This window comes from Paenibacillus sp. UASWS1643, from assembly GCF_008693195.1.
Classification (GTDB): Bacteria; Bacillota; Bacilli; order Paenibacillales; family Paenibacillaceae; genus Paenibacillus; species Paenibacillus amylolyticus_B.
In genome coordinates, this window is record NZ_VXKZ01000090.1 from 1 (window position 1) to 19,283 (window position 19,283).

General features: G+C 45.0%; 18 protein-coding genes, 6 tRNA genes and 1 pseudogene. 23 read left to right on the top strand and 2 right to left on the bottom strand.

The window, feature by feature from the left end; genetic code table 11:
• Positions 1 to 78 precede the first annotated feature (78 nt).
• The 7 genes from FE296_RS02795 (at position 79) to FE296_RS02825 (ending at position 1,703) form a co-directional block, all read left to right on the top strand.
• Positions 79 to 152 (top strand) — tRNA-Trp (locus FE296_RS02795).
• Between the two features lie 28 nt (positions 153 to 180).
• Positions 181 to 253 (top strand) — tRNA-His (locus tag FE296_RS02800).
• Between the two features lie 22 nt (positions 254 to 275).
• Positions 276 to 350 (top strand) — tRNA-Gln (locus FE296_RS02805).
• A gap of 4 nt (positions 351 to 354) precedes the next feature.
• A tRNA-Gly gene (locus FE296_RS02810) sits at positions 355 to 429 on the top strand.
• Positions 430 to 435: 6 nt separating this feature from the next.
• Positions 436 to 509, top strand: a tRNA-Cys gene (locus FE296_RS02815).
• Positions 510 to 515: 6 nt separating this feature from the next.
• Positions 516 to 594 (top strand) — tRNA-Leu (locus tag FE296_RS02820).
• Between the two features lie 182 nt (positions 595 to 776).
• A complete protein-coding gene (locus FE296_RS02825; protein WP_124117406.1) occupies positions 777 to 1,703 on the top strand; it encodes a class I SAM-dependent methyltransferase in 927 nt (308 codons plus the stop codon).
• A gap of 443 nt (positions 1,704 to 2,146) precedes the next feature.
• Here FE296_RS02825 and FE296_RS02830 read toward each other — a convergent pair whose 3' ends face one another.
• Positions 2,147 to 4,537 (bottom strand): helix-turn-helix domain-containing protein, encoded by a 2,391-nt coding sequence (locus FE296_RS02830; protein WP_150364168.1) that lies wholly within the window; start codon positions 4,535 to 4,537, stop codon positions 2,147 to 2,149.
• 557 nt (positions 4,538 to 5,094) lie between these two features.
• On the opposite strand from FE296_RS02830, the gene FE296_RS02835 reads away from it, so the two are divergent.
• From FE296_RS02835 to FE296_RS02890, 12 genes are all read left to right on the top strand, one after another.
• Complete coding sequence (locus FE296_RS02835; RefSeq protein ID WP_062838037.1) at positions 5,095 to 5,403, top strand: LiaF transmembrane domain-containing protein; 309 nt, start codon at positions 5,095 to 5,097, stop codon at positions 5,401 to 5,403.
• A 35-nt stretch (positions 5,404 to 5,438) separates the two neighbouring features.
• Positions 5,439 to 6,110, top strand: a complete 672-nt coding sequence (locus tag FE296_RS02840) for a PspA/IM30 family protein (protein ID WP_017692312.1) — start codon at positions 5,439 to 5,441, stop codon at positions 6,108 to 6,110.
• Between the two features lie 4 nt (positions 6,111 to 6,114).
• A complete protein-coding gene (locus tag FE296_RS02845; RefSeq protein WP_017692313.1) occupies positions 6,115 to 6,348 on the top strand; it encodes a PspC domain-containing protein in 234 nt (77 codons plus the stop codon).
• Positions 6,349 to 6,365: 17 nt separating this feature from the next.
• A complete protein-coding gene (locus FE296_RS02850) occupies positions 6,366 to 6,875 on the top strand; it encodes a PspC domain-containing protein (RefSeq protein ID WP_150364169.1) in 510 nt (169 codons plus the stop codon).
• 1 nt (position 6,876) lies between these two features.
• Positions 6,877 to 7,584, top strand: a complete 708-nt coding sequence (locus FE296_RS02855; RefSeq protein ID WP_124117409.1) for a PspA/IM30 family protein — start codon at positions 6,877 to 6,879, stop codon at positions 7,582 to 7,584.
• Between the two features lie 150 nt (positions 7,585 to 7,734).
• Entirely contained in the window at positions 7,735 to 8,382 is a 648-nt protein-coding gene (gene liaF, locus FE296_RS02860) for a cell wall-active antibiotics response protein LiaF (protein ID WP_036605686.1), read from the top strand.
• 31 nt (positions 8,383 to 8,413) lie between these two features.
• On the top strand, positions 8,414 to 9,529 hold the full coding sequence (locus FE296_RS02865; protein ID WP_091020934.1) for a sensor histidine kinase: 1,116 nt from the start codon (positions 8,414 to 8,416) through the stop codon (positions 9,527 to 9,529).
• Complete coding sequence (locus FE296_RS02870; protein WP_091020933.1) at positions 9,471 to 10,139, top strand: response regulator transcription factor; 669 nt, start codon at positions 9,471 to 9,473, stop codon at positions 10,137 to 10,139. Before FE296_RS02865 ends, FE296_RS02870 begins: the two co-directional genes overlap by 59 nt.
• Positions 10,140 to 10,371: 232 nt before the next feature.
• On the top strand, positions 10,372 to 11,121 hold the full coding sequence (locus tag FE296_RS02875; RefSeq protein WP_190945002.1) for a YwmB family TATA-box binding protein: 750 nt from the start codon (positions 10,372 to 10,374) through the stop codon (positions 11,119 to 11,121).
• A gap of 214 nt (positions 11,122 to 11,335) precedes the next feature.
• Entirely contained in the window at positions 11,336 to 12,886 is a 1,551-nt protein-coding gene (gene zwf / locus FE296_RS02880; protein ID WP_150364171.1) for a glucose-6-phosphate dehydrogenase, read from the top strand.
• A gap of 364 nt (positions 12,887 to 13,250) precedes the next feature.
• Positions 13,251 to 13,649, top strand: a complete 399-nt coding sequence (locus tag FE296_RS02885) for a DoxX family protein (protein WP_024634146.1) — start codon at positions 13,251 to 13,253, stop codon at positions 13,647 to 13,649.
• Positions 13,650 to 14,002: 353 nt separating this feature from the next.
• A complete protein-coding gene (locus FE296_RS02890) occupies positions 14,003 to 15,586 on the top strand; it encodes a peptide chain release factor 3 (RefSeq protein ID WP_124117411.1) in 1,584 nt (527 codons plus the stop codon).
• A 230-nt stretch (positions 15,587 to 15,816) separates the two neighbouring features.
• Here FE296_RS02890 and sspI read toward each other — a convergent pair whose 3' ends face one another.
• Positions 15,817 to 16,050, bottom strand: a complete 234-nt coding sequence (sspI, locus tag FE296_RS02895) for a small acid-soluble spore protein SspI (RefSeq protein ID WP_036673259.1) — start codon at positions 16,048 to 16,050, stop codon at positions 15,817 to 15,819.
• Positions 16,051 to 16,178: 128 nt separating this feature from the next.
• Here sspI and FE296_RS02900 point away from each other — a divergent pair, with 128 nt between their 5' ends.
• From FE296_RS02900 to FE296_RS02915, 4 genes and pseudogenes are all read left to right on the top strand, one after another.
• The gene (locus tag FE296_RS02900) at positions 16,179 to 16,880 is read left to right on the top strand and encodes a potassium channel family protein (protein ID WP_076211287.1); all 702 of its coding nucleotides are present in this window, start codon (positions 16,179 to 16,181) and stop codon (positions 16,878 to 16,880) included.
• A 26-nt stretch (positions 16,881 to 16,906) separates the two neighbouring features.
• A complete protein-coding gene (locus FE296_RS02905; RefSeq protein ID WP_124117412.1) occupies positions 16,907 to 17,698 on the top strand; it encodes a TrmH family RNA methyltransferase in 792 nt (263 codons plus the stop codon).
• Between the two features lie 216 nt (positions 17,699 to 17,914).
• Entirely contained in the window at positions 17,915 to 18,418 is a 504-nt protein-coding gene (locus FE296_RS02910; RefSeq protein WP_150364172.1) for an SMI1/KNR4 family protein, read from the top strand.
• A gap of 390 nt (positions 18,419 to 18,808) precedes the next feature.
• Positions 18,809 to 19,281: pseudogene (locus FE296_RS02915) on the top strand (SDR family oxidoreductase); the annotation flags it as partial.
• Positions 19,282 to 19,283 lie beyond the last annotated feature (2 nt).

Consider the following 19,283-nt stretch of genomic DNA (forward strand, 5'->3'; position numbering starts at 1 on the left):
GTGGCCAAACGCATCAGACTGTAAATCTGCTCCCGTACGGGTTCGGTGGTTCGAATCCATCATCCTCCACCAGTTTTTAGGGGCATAGTTTAAAGGTAGAACAACGGTCTCCAAAACCGTTGGTGTGGGTTCAATTCCTGCTGCCCCTGCCAATTAACTTTTAGAAATTAACCTTTTGTGGCGATCGTGGCGAAGTGGTTAACGCACCGGTTTGTGGATCCGGCATTCGGGGGTTCAATTCCCCTCGATCGCCCCTTTGTTTTTTCATTTTTTATTGGGGATTAGCCAAGCGGTAAGGCAACGGACTTTGACTCCGTCATGCATAGGTTCAAATCCTATATCCCCAGCCATTATGCGGACGTGGCTCAGCGGTAGAGCATCGCCTTGCCAAGGCGAGGGTCGCGGGTTCGATTCCCGTCGTCCGCTCCAAAATATGGCGCCATAGCCAAGTGGTAAGGCACAGCTCTGCAAAAGCTTTATCCCCAGTTCGAATCTGGGTGGCGCCTCCAGCATTTGCCGGCGTGGCGGAATGGCAGACGCGCTCGACTCAAAATCGAGTGGGAAACCGTGGAGGTTCGAGTCCTCTCGCCGGTATATTGAATAGCCCTACATGTTGCTTATGCAATGTGTAGGGCTATTTTATTTTATGTGAAACGATTTATGCGCAGTAAGAAAATGTAGAATAAGAAAAGATGGATGGTAATAAAGATTGACGTATGATTATATTAAGTATATTGTAGATAAGTGAAGTCTTTAATATAGAGGAGTGAAGTAGAGTGACTAATGGAAAAAATGAATCGGATACCGATTTGTTATTTGATCTTTCTGTATGGGATGAGGCATGGAAGAATCGTCCGAGAAGTTCAAAATATAAGAAAAAAAGCGCCTCCTTTAATACAGAAGAAGCTTTTGAGCGGTGGGCAAGGGATTATCATGTACAGTCGTTCACTGAAGAAGGAAAGCAGCGTTCTGAGCGCATCATGAGCTGGATCGAGAACCAGGGTGTGGAGTTTGCAGGGTTATCTATTTTGGACATTGGAGCCGCCTCAGGCATATTTACCATTCCTTTTGCGGAAAAGGGGGCAAGTGTGACCGCAGTTGAGCCTTCTGAGTTGCTTGTCTCCCTTATGAAAGAGACGATACCTCCTGCTCTGGAATCCAAAATAGAAATCGTAAAAGAACGATATGAGGAAATCTCTATTCAGGATAAAGGCTGGGAGAAGAAATATGACTTTGCATTTGCATCCATGTGTCCGGCAATGTCGGATTGGGAAACGATTGAGCAGGCGATCAATTGTGCCCGGAAGTATGTGTATATAAGTACTATGGCGGGACAGAAGGAACACACACTAATGGATGAACTTAAGGATGTACTGGGAGTAACTTCTTCATACAAGACCGGTGATATGGGGTATATCCAACAGTTGCTGTATTTGAAGGGGTATTCTTATACGATGATCATTACGAGAGAAGTTAACTCATTTGAAGTACCGGTGGAAGAGATTATCGAGAAGCTGCCAGAATGGCTTAATACGTATGAGTTACCATCGGATGAAGATTCCCTCAGATTGGCTGAGAAGTACATTAGCGATACGTACAAGGATAGTACGGTGACCTTCTCACGAGGAGCAAGGTTTGGTAAAATTCTAATTCAACTTGAACAGCCAAATATGAAAACAGTTCGTACTAAGGCTAAGCGATAAATCGCATAAGCTTGGCAAATGTACTGATAATCAGGAATTGAGACGGACAATGTAGTCTAACGTCTAAGATGACACTAGGAAGCATCACAACACTGCGCAAAAAGATGAACGGTTGAAACATATGATGTTAAGATTGTAGAAGTAAAGTTGTAAGTGAAGGGAGCAGGTTATGTGCTCCCTCTTTTTTGAAGCCACTAATTCATCGACCGCTTTGAACCAGCCCACCAGCCCTCGTTTATTTAGAGATATTCGAGACAACGAAAAACAAAACACATACCTCGTTTTCAGAGAATGATCTCTGAAGCATATTCCCTGATATTTTCAAGTAGGAGAGCACTCGACGGTTAATCGAGTTGTCACAGGCTCCGAGCCCTGTTAGGGGAGCCATATGGAGAAGTGGCCGAGCTGTCCGAAGGATTACGACTTACAAACGTGCTCCTTTTCTAATTTCGGTTCGACACTTCTGCTTTTTGCTTACGTTCCCGGTACTGGCCGGGGGTAATTCCTTCCCATTTACGAAATGATCGGATGAAATTTTGCGGATTGTTGTACCGCAGTCGTGCTGCGATCTCTTTAACGGTTAGATCACTTTCGTCCAGCCATTTTTTAGCGATGTTAAATCGGTACTTGGTCAGATATTCACTAAATGCACAGCCGGTCTCTTTGCGGAAAACACTACTTAAGTAGTTGGCATTGTAGTGAAGCTTAACAGCACATTCCTCAAGCGTCAGATCCTTATCATAATCTTGATGAATCATGGCAATCATTTTCTCAGATATATGCTGATACTGGGCATACTGTCTTGCTTTAAAAACCTGGATGACGGGCAAGATGACTTGATGATTAAACCATTCCTCAACTTCAGCAGCGTACTGCAAACCATGAAGTTCATGAAACATCGAGCCACGACCTTGGGAGATCTGTCCGAGTCGTATGCCGGATTCCTGAGTCATTTGCAAAATATGTGTGAGTAGCCTCGTAAGAGCCACCTCATACTCCTCGGGCGTAACCTCCATACCAAAGATCACTTCAAGCAGTTGTTTCAGAAGAGCAGAGGCCTGGACTTCGTCCGCATTTTGAATAGCTTGGATCAATGAATATTCCAATGATTCCGGGTAGGTCATGGGCCAAGTGGGAGTGTAATGATCTATGTTCTCATATTGAAAAATAATGCCTGTTCCCAGCTTCATCCGATGCCTCAATGCTTCCATGGCTTCTGTGTAAGCTTGAGGGATGTGATATAGAGAGCTGTGCGGCTGGCTGAATCCTATACTGACTTGAAGAGCTAGAATCTTATCAATCTGTTGTTGTAACTGGTCTGTTAATACATATAGCTGCTGTGAAAAAATAAAATGATCCTGTTCAACGGTGCCAATCACCGTGACTACCGTATGTTCCAGCACAATGGGAAGCAATTGTTGGTTATGCACAACCGTTTCCTCCAATATATTTTGAATAGCAAATAATAAGAGGTCACGATCACTAGCACTATATTTTGTATGATTAACGAGATCGGCCTGTAGTGTAATAATAGCAATTTGTTGCCATTCCCGAACCTGATGCGTGTAGCCATATTCATTCAGGGTGTCATAAAGAGTATGAACAGGGATCTTGCCCTGGAACAGATTCATCATAAAATGAGTGCGAATCTGCAACAGATGCATATTAAGTGTGTTCTCTAATTGGGAGCGAGAGGCAGATAGTTGTGAGACCCCTGCTCTGATCTGTTCGAACTCATCAGAAAATGGTGGTGATTGCTGAGCTACCGTGTGTCCTTCTTTGGACAGGTAGTTGTCACCAAGTTGGGTTAAAAGTTTACGAATCGGGACATGCATTCGCTTGGAGCCGAGCCAGGCGAGTAATAACGAAAGTAAAAGTAAGAAGATACTGATATACAAGGTGTGTAATCCGATATCGATATATTCTTGTGTCAGAACATTGGTAGGTGAGATTAGAACATAAGTCCATCCTTTTAAGGTAGAAGGGCTATACGTCAGAGAATAATGTATATCGGCGATCTTAACTTCCCGTTTTTCAAAGCCTGTTGAAAATGTAATGGGTGATAGTTTGGTTATGTTGGCTTCCGTATCCCGATCCTGTAATCCAATGGCAGTAAACGGTTGTCCAATGTATACAGGATCGGGATGGACTAAGATACGTTGTTCCCGATTCAAAATGATCAGTCCTGAGGCAGCATTGCCTATGGAGGCTTCTCCTAGTGTATTTTGCAAAGAGCATGCAGGGATTCCCGCAATCAGGGCAGCATCGGAAGACGTATTCAGATTCGGAATAGACCTTGCAAGGGCAATATGATAGATACAGCCTGTACCGGGTGAACGCTCATCATTGCTGAACACCGATGAAGGGGAGAGCTGCCATCCGGAGGTTAGCGTATCCGATATCAATTCCTTCATGGGAAGAGCCAGTGGAAAATCCGTATTACGATATAATCCGGCATGATCAATAAGCCAATTCTGAGATTGATTCACGAGGGTAATATCCAGCAAAGGTTCCCATGACCTCATATTCTTAAATTCACTTTGTAGCTTGTCGGCAAGCAAAGGCCCTTTCCCTTCTAGTGAAGAAGAAGCAGACAGAGAACGGAGGGTTACTGGAGAGCGAACGGCCTGATCAAGCATATAACTGACTGTAGCGAGTTTGTGCTCTACGTTGGATTGCATTTGTTCCAGCAACTGTCTGTTGGCCTGTGTACGATGCAGCTCAGTTTGGTTCGATGAATAGATAAATGCGGCAATTCCCGTTAACAAAATGGGCAGGGTGCTTAACAGGATTCCGAAGATGATCATTTTATGGAGATAGCTGATTGGTCGCACAGTTTCAGTTCCACCCCTGACATTAGAAATAGTAACACTTTCTATTTTAGTAAACGCTTACATATAGAACAATCTAAATTTTGTTTATTTGGATAAATAAGTAATTTTATGAGAGGGTATAGGAGCAGAGATAAGGGATTGCTGATAGATGATCTTGCAGAAAAGGCTAGAGAAACGGCTTGGACTGACTATCCAATACGGAATCATGAGAAACGGAATTGCAGTGTGAACGTAAATAGAGACATGGACATCATTCTCTCTACAGGTCGATATCGGCTAAAGGATAGCCTGAATACGGGTAATAGAAGGCATCTGGAGTGCTATTCAGCTTAGGTGGAACGTTGGTCTTATATAGGGACAGTCAAAGGTCCAACTAGATCCCCGACCTGAGTCTAGGATGAAAAACCGTCCACGGTCTGTTTTGAAAAGTCGCGGAATCCCCTAGAATAAGGACATAAGGTTAAACAAGAAACACGGAAACAAAAAAACAAGAAACAAACGAACAAATGACTCAACACATTAAAAGGAACGAATGGAAAGGGCGGTGAACAACAATTATGAGATTGAATAAGGGAAATGGCTGGGCGATTGTATTGATTGCGCTGGGTGCACTACTCCTCTTCGGAAAGTTAACTCCACTTCTTGGACACTTAATGGGTTATCTGATTCCGGTCCTGATGATTGCACTGGGATACTACGGAGTTAAACGAGGGAATGTGATGCTTGGCTGGATTGTTCTCATCATCGGTATCATCTCACTGATGGGTAAACTGGCATGGTTGATCGGACCGATCATCGCGATCGGGTTAATCATCTTTGGTATCTCAATGCTAAACAATAACCGCAGTCGTCGTGGTCGGTACTAAGCTTTCACGATTATGAAAAGGAGGGACAGAACATAATGAGTGTATTTCGTCGAATGCGGGATATTACCGTAGCCAATCTGAACGAACATTTGGAGCAAAGTCAGGACCCAGTCAAACTGATTGATCAGTTTCTGGTCTCGACCCGCCAAGACATCGGTGAAGCCGAGAAACTTCGTCATCAATATGCAAGCCATACCAGACAAATGAAACAACAAGCCGATCAGGCAGCAGGTATGGTGAACAAACGGGAAGAACAGGCTTCCATGGCTCTGAAAGCAGGGGAAGAACATCTCGCTAAGCTGGCCTTGCAGGAGAAAATCCTCCACGAGGAAAAAATGGAACAGTACAATGAATTGTATGCACAAAGTTATGCGGCATTACAGGAGCTGGATGAACAGATCGACCAGCTGAAGGTTGAATATCAGAATGTATACAGCAAACGCCAATATTACTACGCTCGTATGCAGACGATTCAGTTACAACAACGTATGAACCAGAGAGGCAATCACAACGGTCAGAATGTACCCCGTATGTTTAACCGACTGGATGATCAAGTCTCTGATCTCGAATATGAAGCACAAAGTCTCCGCGATATCCGGCGGATGAATCAAGATGGTTCAGGAGTGACTGGCAGCATGTCATCCTCTACGCTGGATAAGGAATTGGAACGCTTAAGACAGAAATTGAACAATGACAGAAAGGAGTAGTCACATGAGTAAATTATACCGCTCGGCGCGTAATCGAATGCTAACAGGTTTGATCGGCGGCATTTCTGAAAATCTCGGATTGAGTACCACGCTGCTACGTATCATTTTCTTCATCAGTATTTTCGCTACGGGAGGTACATCATTGTTGATCTACTTCATCGCTGCATTGGTGGTACCCAAGGAATCCAATCACGTTGATCCATATGCTTATGATTCCAACGTAAGAGGATACAAGTAAACGAAAGGAGCAAGCACATGAGCAAATTATACCGCTCAACGCGTGACCGGATGTTAACCGGCTTGTGCGGCGGAATTTCCGAAACCATCGGAATGGATTCCACCCTGCTGCGTATCATCTTTGTTATCAGTATCTTCGTAACTGGCGGCACGTCGTTGTTAATATACTTTATTGCAGCACTGGTGGTACCAAAAGAACCTTATCCGCCTTATGATCCATATGGCTACGGTCCGGGCCCAGGCCCTGGTCCTGGCAGAGGATACAACAACTATGATCATCAGTCACCAAGAGGTCCTTTTCAAAATAATCACAACCAACAAGGTCCTGGTAACTTCGGTCCTGGCCCTGGATTCAACGGCAGACCTCAATCTGGTCCCCGTTCTTATGACAACAACGCCTACGGAGCAGGTGCACCACAAGAAAGTGAACTTGATTCCATGATGAAAGATATCGAGAAAAAAGCACTGAAAAAAGAAGTTGAAGAGCTTCGCCAAAAATTATCTCGTTACGAGAAGGGAGAAAAGTAAAATGGGAGTATTTAAACGGATTAAGGATATGACGAAAGCATCGGTAAATGATATGTTGGATAAAGTAGAGGACCCGATTGTAATGTTGAACCAGTACTTGCGTGATATGGAGGCTGAGATTCATGAGGCAGAGGTAACTGTTGCCAAACAAATGGCAAATGAGCGTCGCATGAAACAACGTTTGGATGAAGCGGAGCGTACTTCGGTACAACGTGAGTCCCAAGCAGAAGCTGCTCTGGCCAACGGTCAGGAAGAAGTTGCACGCAAATTGTTGGAAGAGAAAATCTACTTTGATCAAAAAATTACGGAGTACAGCGAACTGCATGCACAGTCCGAAGCACAAGCAAAAGATCTGTTGCAACAGTTGCATGATATGAAAGATGAGTTCTACAAAATGCGTAACAAACGTAATGAACTTGTATCCCGTGCACAAATGGCAAAAGCTAAAAAACAAATGTCTTCCATCAACAGCTTGCATTCGATCGAAAGTGGCGGCGCATCCCTTGGATTCCACCGCATGGAAGAGAAAATCATGCAGCTGGAAGCTGAAGCTGACGTAGCTCGTGCACCTTATCGCAACACATCATCCACGTACACAAATCCTGTAGATGTGGAAAAACAGTTCAAAGTGGATCAGCAATTACAAGCCCTCAAAAATAAAATGGGCAATGGTTCCAAGAATGAAGCGAACGGAACTTCAAAAGAATAACTGTTCGCTTAGTGGACAATATGATATTCTATAAATCGTGTATAATGTACGGTTGGTAGAACAAAAGTTAAGCCATACAGGACTTCATTGCCTGATATGGCTTTTCCGTTGAATAAAGAGAGATTAACTTACAGAGGAGGTGCGGCGGGGATGAATCAAAAGAGTAAATGGCTTGCAGTTGTCATTATGATTATTGGCACAATGATGTTATTGAATGACAATATTAACTTCCTGACCGCTGCCGCACTGATTCTGTTAACGGTTGGAATGCTTCAAGTCCGCAATGGGGATACCCGCAAAGGTCATCGGTATCTTGGCATTGGTGCGGCACTGTTATTGCTGGATAATTTGATGATTGTATTTTTGATTGTACTGGCTTCTTTAGCTTACTTTTATTCAAAAAACAAAAAGATTCATCTGGACGAAGGCGTTATGAAGAAACAGAATTTCATGGCTCGGTACTACTGGGATCAATCATCCTGGACGTTACGTAGTATGAGTCTGTGGCATGCCATAGGTGAGGTTAACGCCGATCTATCTCTTTCGATTCCGGAGGAGAAACAAACAATTGTGCTGCTGCAAGGAGTTATGGGTAATGTTCGCCTCACACTACCAGAAGATTATGGTGTGGAGATTGAAGCATCGGTTCTTTTCGGCCGGATTAATCTTCTTGGAGAACAAGATAGCGGCATGATGAACAAATTAGTATGGAGAACGCCTGGATATGAATCCAGTGAACATAAAGCAAAATTTGTCATTTCTTATATTGTTGGCGACCTAAACATCAGTAATCCGTAGTAAAATAGATGAAGAGAAGGAGGAGACCCCGATGAAGACAAAACGACATACCGACATGGTAACCCGAAGTATGGGTGAAGGGATCCTCCTGGTTTTCATTGTGCTCGCTGTTATTTTGTATGTATTGTATACATATGGTTATCTTGCTCCGTTTGCAGGCTGGCGGCATCTGATTCAATCGGGTCTGGCCCTATTGCTACTTCTGATTGGGATTGGTGCGGTCTTTGGGTTCTATCAGAGTTACCGGGTTAAACGCCGGCTCGAACTGCTGCGGGAAACACTTCTACTGTGGGAGAAGGGCTCTCTATCACGCACTGTACCTGATCTGGGCGATGATGATGTGGGCCGTTTAAGTGAGCAACTCGGACGAATCGGAAAAAAGTGGGAAGATCAGGTATCTTCGCTCCAGCGATTGTCTACTCATAATGCACAGCTTGCTGAACAATCCAGAATTACGGCTATTGTGGAAGAACGGCAGCGTTTGGCACGGGAACTACATGATGCGGTATCGCAGCAATTGTTCGCGATATCCATGACAGCAACGGCCGTTGGACGGAAGATGGAGAAGGATTTTGAACGTGCTCAGCGGCAGGTGGCTTTGATTGAGGAAATGGCTTCGGTAGCTCAGTCCGAGATGCGTGCGTTACTGTTACATCTGCGGCCAGTTTATCTGGAGGGTAAACATCTCGAACAAGGTCTGCGTGATTTGGTGATGGAACTGAAAACAAAAGTACCTATGGACATTGTGCTCGAAATGGACGAAGACATTGAACTGATCAAAGGCATCGAGAATCATCTGTTTCGAATCGTTCAGGAGGCTATGTCCAATACGTTACGACATGCAAAAGCGGAAAAAATGGAGATACGGATCCAGCGACGTACTGATGCGATCCGGGTATTGATTCGTGATGATGGGCAAGGCTTCGATCTGGATGAGAATAAACAGGCTTCCTACGGTCTGGCTAACATGCGTGAACGTGTTACGGAGATTGGTGGAGCCATACAATTTGTAACAGCGCCTGGTAAGGGAACGCGGATTGAGATTACGATACCTTTGATGAACGATGAAAGTGAGGAAGAACATGTCAATGGAACCGGAAGTCGAAACGGAGACGGAAACGTCGATCAAAGTATTGCTCGTGGATGATCATGAGATGGTACGTATTGGGCTTGCAGCGGTACTGGATACCGAAGATGGAATTGAAGTTGTTGGTGAAGCAGGTAGTGGAGAGGAAGGCATTCGGCTTGCACAGGAGTATAAGCCTGATGTTGTTCTGATGGATCTGGTTATGGAAGGCATGGATGGCATTGAGGCTACTCGTCAGGTACTTAAAATGTATCCGGAGTGCAAAGTCATCGTATTGACCAGTTACCTGGATGATGAAAAAATGTATCCTGTTATTGAAGCAGGCGCATTCAGTTATCTTTTGAAAACATCAAGAGCCAATGAAGTGGCAGATGCGATTCGCGCAGCAGCTCGCGGGCAATCCGTTCTGGAGTCACAGGTGGCTTCGAAAATGATGAATCGCTTCCGGCAGCCACAGGCAGCAGCTCCTTTGCATGATGAATTGACAGACCGTGAAATGGATGTGCTCCGGTTGCTCGCCAAAGGTAAATCGAATCAGGACATCGCTGATGATCTGATCATCGGCATTAAGACAGTCAAATTCCATGTCACGAATTTACTGGCAAAATTGGGCGTAGACGACCGTACACAGGCTGCGATCTATGCTTATAAAAACGGACTTGCAGAGTAATAACAAGAATTATATGCAATCACATAATTAAGCCAAAGAACCGTGCATTAATGTGCGGAAGTTATAGATATGAGTTCAATTTAGATAGAAAAGTTTGAATGGAAAGCTCCGATCTGCCATGCAAGTGGCGGGTGGGGCTTTTTTTGCTGTGTTCAGAAGAAGTATAGCTAATGTGGGAAAAGGGCATGCTGTTGATAGATTCATAGAATACAAGAATGAACGGGGGATTCAAATGTTAAATCGTTGGATGACAGCAGGTATCTTGGCAATGGCTATCATTATTCTTATCGGTGTGACACAGGTATACGCAGAAAAGAACGAACCCAAAGCAGCCCAACTGGAACAGTTAATCTATACGGCTGACAGCGTGATTGATAATGTGGATCGTCTGGTGATTAAATGGCAAGGAGAAGGCCGGGGAGACGCGCAATCCCAGGCCGTATTACTGGCTAGTCACTTGGGGCTGGAACAACCAGTACGCGTACGCCAGACGGGCCATGATGTGTATCGCAGTGAGATGGTTGTCAATGAGGCTGCTGGAGAAGCAGGTATGTTGGTCAATGTCGTTGAGACAGAAGACAACGGCTACTACGCCATCGTACAAATTTCAGGGGATGCACACACAGACCGGAAGGCAATAATGACAGTACATGAACAGGTGGATCAACTGCTTGTAGACTCAGGGATGAAGGCAAGCTGGAATATGTCTGTGCAAGGTACAGCAGTTAATGTTACTGAACATGATGCGAGTCAGCAACTGGAACTGATCGAAGAACAGTTGTCCACAAAGGTGGATATCGCCTCCGTTGAACGTTATACAGATGCAGGCACTGCAAGTGTCTCTTATAAGGCGGCTGAGCTGCCCCTATCGATCAAGAGTGGCTCGCACATGTTGAATATGCAACTCGCAGTTCACCAGGTTGGGAACGAGGTCGATAATCGAATTACAGTGGGATTTCCGGTGATTACGATTGAATATTAAGGATGAATTTTTCATGAATTAGGACCCAATATTGAGAATCTTTATCAGAAAAATGAGTTTGAAATAGTGCATCCATTCAGTTGATATGCTAAAATGGCATCACATCCAAGAAGGAACTTGCTGGTAATTGACAGTTGTATGTCGTGCATATATAACACCATTACATAGCTCGGGGAGAGCGTGAAGGTTATCTTCCCGGAAGAAAGAGGAGCCCATGGTTGAAAAACAATTGCAAGATGAAGTACAGACACCAGGTGCAGTATTTTTCATTTTTGGAGCAACGGGTGATTTGGCCCGCCGGAAGTTGTTTCCGGCTATCTACAGTCTTTACCGTGAAGGCAAGCTTGCAGAAGACTTTGCGGTTATTGGCGTAGCACGTCGTCCGAGGTCCCCAGAAGAATTCCGGGAAGACATCTATGAATCCATTAAAGAGTTCTGCCGTTATCCAGCGGGGGAACCTGATGAGTGGAACTCTTTTGTCGATCATTTTGAATACAAAGCACTGGATATCAATAATGTGGAAGGATTCAAAGAGCTGCGTGCGCAGACGGAGCATCTGGAATCAAAGTTTAACACGCCGGGGAATCGGCTGTTCTATCTGGCACTGGCACCTGAGCTGTTTGGCAGTGTCTCGTACAGTTTGCGGGACGGTGGTATGTTGGAAAGTCAGGGGTGGAACCGTTTGGTGATCGAAAAACCATTTGGTTATGATCTGCAATCGGCCGAACATCTGAATGAGCAGATTCGTGAAGTATTCCGTGAAGAGGAAATCTATCGGATTGATCATTATCTGGGTAAGGAAATGGTGCAAAATATCGAAGTGATCCGCTTCGGAAATGCTTTTTTTGAACCGCTCTGGAACAACAAACATATTGCCAACGTTCAGATTACGCTTGGTGAAACGGTAGGCGTGGAAGAACGTGGTGGTTATTATGATCACTCCGGTGCACTGCGTGATATGGGGCAGAATCATATGCTTCAGATGCTAACGATGATTGCGATGGAGCCGCCAAGTCGCTTATTCCCGGAGGACATTCGGGATGAGAAGGTGAAGGTATTACGTTCATTACGGGCATTCACTTCAGACGAAGAAGTCAGCAACAACGTTGTGCGAGGGCAGTATGCTGAAGGAGAGTACCGTGGCAAGCAGCTTCCCGGTTACCGCCAGGAAGACAAGGTTGATCCGCAGTCGAATACGGAAACTTATTTTGCAGCACGTGTATTTGTGGATAATTTCCGCTGGGCGGGTGTTCCATTCTACATTCGGACAGGCAAGCGTCTTCCGGTGAAAACGACCGAGATCGTAGTTGAGTTCAAGTCGATGCCAAACAACGTGTACCTTGGGAAAAAGTATAAGCTCGAACCGAACCTGCTGGTTATTCGGGTGAATCCGATGGAAGGCATATATATCAAAATTAATGCCAAGAAACCAGGATCGGATTCCGAGATTCAGCCGCTCGCGATGGATTTCTGTCAGAGCTGCATGATTGGAATCAACTCGCCTGAAGCGTATGAACGTCTGCTGCACGATGCTGCAGAGGGGGATTCTACGTACTTTACCCGTTGGGATGAAGTGGCAACAGCCTGGTCTTTTGTGGATCGGATCGCAGCAGCCTGGGGACAGAATCAGGGAGAGCTTCATACGTACCCTGCTGGAACTTGGGGACCAGAAGCGACAGATAAGCTGCTGGAGCAGGACGGATTCCACTGGTGGCCGGTGAATGGTCAGGACGAGGACAGCGTGATCTGGCAAGTGAATGGTTAGGGTAAGGGCATTAAGGTAATAAGAACATACACAACATGATTGAGCCTGGGGACTTCGCAATTTTGCGGTGTCCCCAGGCTTTTTAGCGGGTAAAAGGGAGGTATCCATCATAAGGAAATAAGTAATTTAAATTAAGTTATTGACAAAAAGTAAGTATGTAACTTATACTCAACACATGAGTTAAAGAGTTACGCAAATGACAAACTTCATTCGGACAAACGTTTCGGATAAGTTATCATTCATGAGATAAAATGTAAACCAGTTGAAGGGGTTTGCGTCACAGAGAATCATGAAAAAAATGTGCATAATATCTTTAATCTGAGAATACTATTTTGTATATATTGAATGGAGGAAAAAGAAAATGATGTTGGATGTAGGGTTGTTGTTGATTCGTTTGGTGATTGGATTGTCGTTCATGGCGCACGGGGCTCAAAAGCTGTTTGGTTGGTTCGGAGGTTACGGAATCAAGGGTACAGGCGGCTGGTTTGAGTCGATGGGCATGAAGCCAGGTGCATTGGTGGCTCTACTGGCTGGACTCGCGGAATTCGGTGGTGGATTGCTGCTGGCTCTGGGTCTGCTCACACCGGTAGGTGGCATTCTGATTGCATTGACAATGGTCATTGCGATTGTGAAAGTCCATGGTGCAAACGGATACTGGTCCACGCAGAACGGATTCGAATATAATCTCGCGATTCTGGTCATTGGTGTAGCGCTAGCCCTGACAGGTGGCGGACAATACGCGCTGGATGCATTAATTTTCTAAAACACAATAACATGAAATAAATGAGGAGTGCCTGGATGCCATGATTATGGCAGAAGGGTGCTTTTTTTTTGCGAGTGAAAAGAGAAGAATCTGCGGTAGTAATCGGTTATTTTCGGTACAGATTATGGTACAATAGGAGAGTTGGGTTAAGAAGCAGTTCACGGTATACAGGAAAGCACAGATTTGAGGAGGATGAACTCCATTGTAAATGTGTAAAATTAATCTAGTGTGTAAATACCTAGTACGTAAAAACTCGTGTACAATCAACCGGCCTCGCCGGATTGCATAAAGATTGAATGATGGACCGGCCATGCCGGATTAACGTGAATGAACGGACGAAAGGGATTAAACCTATGAGCAAAGCTGCAAATGATATTCTTCAACAGGAAGTGGACAAACGCCGGACGTTTGCCATTATCTCTCACCCGGATGCGGGTAAAACTACATTAACCGAGAAACTGTTGCTGTTCGGAGGCGCGATTCGCCTTGCGGGAACGGTAAAAGCTCGGAAAGCCAGCAAACACGCAACAAGTGACTGGATGGAAATTGAGAAACAACGGGGGATCTCGGTTACTTCTTCCGTAATGCAATTTGATTACCTGAACCATCGCGTTAACATTCTGGATACACCAGGTCACCAGGATTTCAGTGAAGATACGTATCGTACACTGACGGCTGCCGACAGCGCGGTGATGTTGATTGACGTAGCGAAGGGTGTCGAGGCACAGACGATTAAGTTGTTCCAGGTTTGTGCGAAACGTGGTATTCCAATCTTTACGTTTATCAACAAACTCGACCGTGAGGGTAAAAGTCCATTTGACCTGATGGAAGAACTTGAAAATGTACTGGGTATTCGTTCAGTTCCAATGAACTGGCCTATTGGTACAGGTCGCGAACTATGCGGTGTATATGACCGGATGAAAAATCAGGTGGAGTTGTTCCAAGGGGACGATCACTCGATAATTAAAGTTCAGAAAGTAAACGGTTATACAGATCCAATTATCCGTGAGATGGCAGGAGAGTATCTGCATGATCAGTTAATTCAGGATCTGGAGCTTTTGGACGTTGCGGGAGATCCGTTTGATATGGAGAAAGTTCAACGCGGCGAATTGACGCCTATTTTCTTCGGTAGTGCGATTAACAATTTTGGTGTGCAGACCTTCCTGGAGAACTTCCTGGAACTGGCACCGAAGCCTGAACCACGTCGCAGTACGGCAGGAGAAATCCAGCCAACGAATGAGAAATTCAGTGGGTATGTATTCAAGATTCAAGCGAACATGAACCCGGCACACCGAGATCGTATTGCGTTCCTGCGTATTGTTTCAGGCAAATTCCAACGTGGAATGAGTGTGAAGCATACCCGTGTAGGTAAAGAGATCAAGTTGTCACAGCCACAGCAATTCCTGGCACAAGACCGGGATATTGTCGAAGAGGCATATGCCGGTGATATTATCGGTTTGTTCGATCCGGGAATCTTCCGGATTGGCGATTCACTGAGCCAAGGCAGCGAGGTTGTCTTTGAGGAGTTACCAACGTTCTCGCCAGAGATTTTCGCCAAAGTTACCGTAAAAAATGCATTGAAACATAAACAATACCAAAAAGGGATTGACCAGTTGACAGAGGAAGGAACCATTCAGGTGTTCCAGACGGCAAGTTTCGACGAGACGATTCTCGGCGTAATTGGTCAACTGCAGTTCGAGGTATTTGAATACCGGATGAAAGGTGAGTACGGGGTAGACGTGCAATTACAGCGCATGCCTTATCAGTTCGCTCGCTGGATCGTGGACGAGAATCTAGACGCAAGCAAATTCCGGATTAACTCTGCGCTTGTGAAAGATAAAAAAGGAAATTATGTAGTGCTCTTCGAAAATGAGTACGCCATGAGAACGGCTATGGATAAAAATCCTACAGCTCAATTCCTGGAGACTGCGCCTTAAGTTAAGACAGAAGTATTTCGTGGGAATTGTTAAAAGGTTAGTTAAACGCGACAAGTTCATGTGATGAGATAGAGCTTGTTAAAAATAAGATCCCTCCGCCAATTGTGGCGGAGGGATCTATTGCTATACACCTTACCTGGAGGCGGGTATGATCCAGCCGAATAAGGGAAAGCTTTCTTTTGCAGACAGAACAAACGGTTTGATGGTTACCTTGCCCTTCAATGCTTCGATTAGCGAAGCGGTTGAACGGGAATGGTGTGCAGATGCTCCTGCGCGATTTGAATGAGTTCTTCCTGCTTGGCAGGTTCTGTGTTCTTCCAGATCATCTCGAAAATGGCGCCAAGTCCAGGTAAAGCAGCTTCCGGTCCATCTACTGAACCTTCAATCATCTCCCGGAGCTGATCATCACTCTTGTCATGAACTTTATGAACAATCGCTTCACGCAGGCTTAATGTAATGGGCATCGCAATTCCCTCCTCGTATATTCGGCTGCTCTTATACTGTTCCCTGGGAAGCGCGAGCGCATTCAAGTTTATCGGGCTTTGTGGTATACTACGAAGGATTATTTACGTTAGCATGGGTATCCGTAATGATGCGTCATGCTGAAGTGCAGCGGGAGGTTAAGACCCTAATGGCCAAGAAACAGTATGCCGTAATTGGTATGGGACGGTTCGGATCAAGTGTTGCCAATGCACTGAGCGGTATGGGATTCGACGTGCTGGCAATTGATGCGGACGAGCAGAGGACTCAGGAAATGTCCAATGTGGTGACCCATGCGGTATCGGCAGATTCAACAGATGAAGAAGCGCTGCGTGCGCTGGGCATACGGAATTTCGACGTTGTCGTTGTGGCGATTGGTGAAGATATACAGGCGAGCATTCTGACAACCCTGATATTGAAAGATATGGGTGTACCGGTGCTGATCGTAAAAGCTCAAAATGAGCTTCATGGTAAGGTGCTGCAAAAGATTGGTGCAGACAAAGTCATCTATCCTGAGCGGGATATGGGACTGCGCGTAGCCCATCATCTGACCTCGCCTAATATACTGGATTACATCGAGTTATCTGAGGATTACAGCATTCTGGAGATGAGAGCTTCCGAGCAGATGATCGGCAAAAACCTGATGGAATTAAACATCCGTGCACGTTTTGGTTGTAACGTGATGGCGATTCGCAGTGGGAATTCGATGAACATCTCGCCGTACGCGGAGGACCGGATCGAAGCTGGAGATGTGCTGATCATTGTAGGTCACAAGGATCATTTGACGAAAATGGAGCTTGCGTATCCGAAGTGATGGATGCAGATGGGAAGGATGGAAAGATGGATATTGTATCACCGCAAAATACACGTGTAAAAGAATGGGCACAGTTGCTGGAGAAAAAGCATCGTACCCGTCAACATAAATATATCATTGAGGGCATTCATCTGGTCCAGGAAGCATTGCGCGCTGGAGCGGATCTGGAGTGTATTGTGTACGACGGAGAGCAAGGCGTACCTAGCGAACTGGCCGGGCTTGAGAATCCGCTACAGCGTGTGGAGTGGGTTAGTGTATCTCCTGCGGTTATCGCCAAATGTACGGATACGATGACGCCACAGCCTGTATTCGCGATTGTGCGTAAAGGCAGTGAGCCACTGGAAAGCCTAATTACCGGAGCACGGGGGCTAGTTGTGGTGCTGGACGGAGTGCAAGACCCGGGTAATGTGGGGACGATCATCCGTAGTGCGGATGCCGCTGGGGCCGCTGGGGTTGTACTTGGCGCGGGCAGTGCTGATGTATATAACCCGAAGACGATTCGCTCGACGATGGGGTCATTGTTTCATTTGCCCATTGTGGAGGGCCAGTTGGAATCGGTGCTTCCCGAAGCGAAGGCTGCGGGCGTGAAGCTGGTTAGTACTTCTTTGCAGGCAGAGCATTCATGTTATAGTTATGATTTTACGCAGTCGGTATGGCTTGTGATTGGTAACGAAGGCAAAGGCATCTCGGATGCTACGGCACGTTTGGTGGATGATGCGATTACGATCCCGATGCAGGGACAGGCAGAGTCGCTTAACGCGGCAATGGCGGCAACGATTTTGCTGTTTGAGGCGATGAGACAGCGGATATTTAAATAACTAATAATTCTCGTCCAATTTCAAATTAACTGACCCTAACTAAAATTAACTTTCCCCAAACCACCAAAGGCTGGAATCTGGTTGCCGCTTTTCCCAACCATTTTCCAGTCTTTTTGTCTTTCTTTGAAGCAACGCAGCAGGGATTTTCCATTCAAATCCTGAATAGGTGATATAGTTTCTATTTCTTAAGCTGATGGGCAGGTGTTCATTTTGGAAATGAATAACGGAAAAGGAAACACTCACTTTAGGGAATTTATGGCTTGGGCCGGGGAAAAGGGCTGGGACATAATGAGTAAATCCGGTTCGCAGTCACATTTAAACAGCGGCATCACTTCAAGATATAAAGGACTTCCAGATGAATATTTAGAATTCCTAAATGTAGTTGAAAAATGCGTTGCACCGGATGAGCAAATCTGGTTTATTTGTGAGGCTGAGTTCAACAATAGCACGGAGACCGCATTCCAATGGAATGAATTTGAAATGCTTAGTTTGGAGGCAGCAGAGGGTGATTCTATTTGGCAGTCAGAGATAACGGCCTGGTGGGATCATCACTTGCCGATTGTAATGTCTGTGGAAGATGGATATTCCTTCTATGCCATTGACTTAACAACCGACAGTGGAGCTGTTGTCCGTGGATGTGAGCCTGAATTTGAAGAGGTTGAAAAGGTATCCGATTCGTTTGGAGAATTTTTGGCATGGATGATGTCGAATTCAGATTAGCGTAGCTAGGAAAGGTTGATGTTTAGTGGTGGAAGGAAAATATGTGAAGTCAATAAACGAGGCCGGGGTAAGGCGTGTTCGCCAGCGGCCTGACTACTTATGAAACGATATAGGAATTCTTAACTTATGATATAAAAATGGTTTATATAGCGTGATTTTATTCTCATTTAAGTATGTTCCAAGCACATTTGCTACATATAAAATAATTCTTTATTGTTCGTTCTAGAAATGATATGCTAACAGCAAGTTAGTTCTAACTACTTTTTTGCATATTAAAGAACGATCGTTCTAAAAACTGAAATTACACTAATCTAAAGAATATGAGGGAGAGAATGAGATGAAATACACCGTAATTACAGGAGCAAGTTCAGGGATTGGATATGAAATGGCGATTTGAAAGAATATGAGATTGAGACTTGGATTAATAATGCCGGGCTTGGAGAAGGCTCGTTCATTGCTGATCAGAATTTGGATAAAGTGGAGACCATGCTGCGTGTAAACATTGAATCCTTCACCGTTCTTTCTACACTGTATGTGCGAGATTATGCGAATGTCGAAGGTACTCAATTGATTAACGTGCCTTCACAGAAGGTCTTGCAAAAGAACTGGAACTGAAGGGTGCAAAACTAAAAGCGAAGGTGCTTGCACCAGCGATCACGGAAACAGAATTTGTACAAAAATCAATAGATGCTGAAGGATTTGATTACAAAGCGAATATGTCCAAATATCATACTGCTAAAGAAATGGCAGGCTTCATGATCGATCTCTATGACCACAGCGAAGTGGTTGTAGGGATTGTAGATCAGAACTATGATTTTCAGCTGACAGGTGCGATCTACCCGGTGATTTCAGAATTGAATTAATA

What these genes read in the sequence shown, in the direction of transcription:
- FE296_RS02855 (WP_124117409.1), top strand. Translation starts at nt 6,877, where the DNA reads ATGGGAGTATTTAAACGGATTAAGGATATGACGAAAGCATCGGTAAAT.
- FE296_RS02870 (WP_091020933.1), top strand. Translation starts at nt 9,471, where the DNA reads ATGGAACCGGAAGTCGAAACGGAGACGGAAACGTCGATCAAAGTATTG.
- FE296_RS02900 (WP_076211287.1), top strand. Translation starts at nt 16,179, where the DNA reads ATGCGTCATGCTGAAGTGCAGCGGGAGGTTAAGACCCTAATGGCCAAG.
- liaF (WP_036605686.1), top strand. Translation starts at nt 7,735, where the DNA reads ATGAATCAAAAGAGTAAATGGCTTGCAGTTGTCATTATGATTATTGGC.
- FE296_RS02875 (WP_190945002.1), top strand. Translation starts at nt 10,372, where the DNA reads ATGTTAAATCGTTGGATGACAGCAGGTATCTTGGCAATGGCTATCATT.
- FE296_RS02865 (WP_091020934.1), top strand. Translation starts at nt 8,414, where the DNA reads ATGAAGACAAAACGACATACCGACATGGTAACCCGAAGTATGGGTGAA.
- FE296_RS02850 (WP_150364169.1), top strand. Translation starts at nt 6,366, where the DNA reads ATGAGCAAATTATACCGCTCAACGCGTGACCGGATGTTAACCGGCTTG.
- FE296_RS02885 (WP_024634146.1), top strand. Translation starts at nt 13,251, where the DNA reads ATGTTGGATGTAGGGTTGTTGTTGATTCGTTTGGTGATTGGATTGTCG.
- sspI (WP_036673259.1), bottom strand. Translation starts at nt 16,050, where the DNA reads ATGCCCATTACATTAAGCCTGCGTGAAGCGATTGTTCATAAAGTTCAT.
- FE296_RS02890 (WP_124117411.1), top strand. Translation starts at nt 14,003, where the DNA reads ATGAGCAAAGCTGCAAATGATATTCTTCAACAGGAAGTGGACAAACGC.
- FE296_RS02840 (WP_017692312.1), top strand. Translation starts at nt 5,439, where the DNA reads ATGAGTGTATTTCGTCGAATGCGGGATATTACCGTAGCCAATCTGAAC.
- FE296_RS02910 (WP_150364172.1), top strand. Translation starts at nt 17,915, where the DNA reads ATGAATAACGGAAAAGGAAACACTCACTTTAGGGAATTTATGGCTTGG.
- FE296_RS02845 (WP_017692313.1), top strand. Translation starts at nt 6,115, where the DNA reads ATGAGTAAATTATACCGCTCGGCGCGTAATCGAATGCTAACAGGTTTG.
- zwf (WP_150364171.1), top strand. Translation starts at nt 11,336, where the DNA reads ATGGTTGAAAAACAATTGCAAGATGAAGTACAGACACCAGGTGCAGTA.
- FE296_RS02905 (WP_124117412.1), top strand. Translation starts at nt 16,907, where the DNA reads ATGGATATTGTATCACCGCAAAATACACGTGTAAAAGAATGGGCACAG.
- FE296_RS02835 (WP_062838037.1), top strand. Translation starts at nt 5,095, where the DNA reads ATGAGATTGAATAAGGGAAATGGCTGGGCGATTGTATTGATTGCGCTG.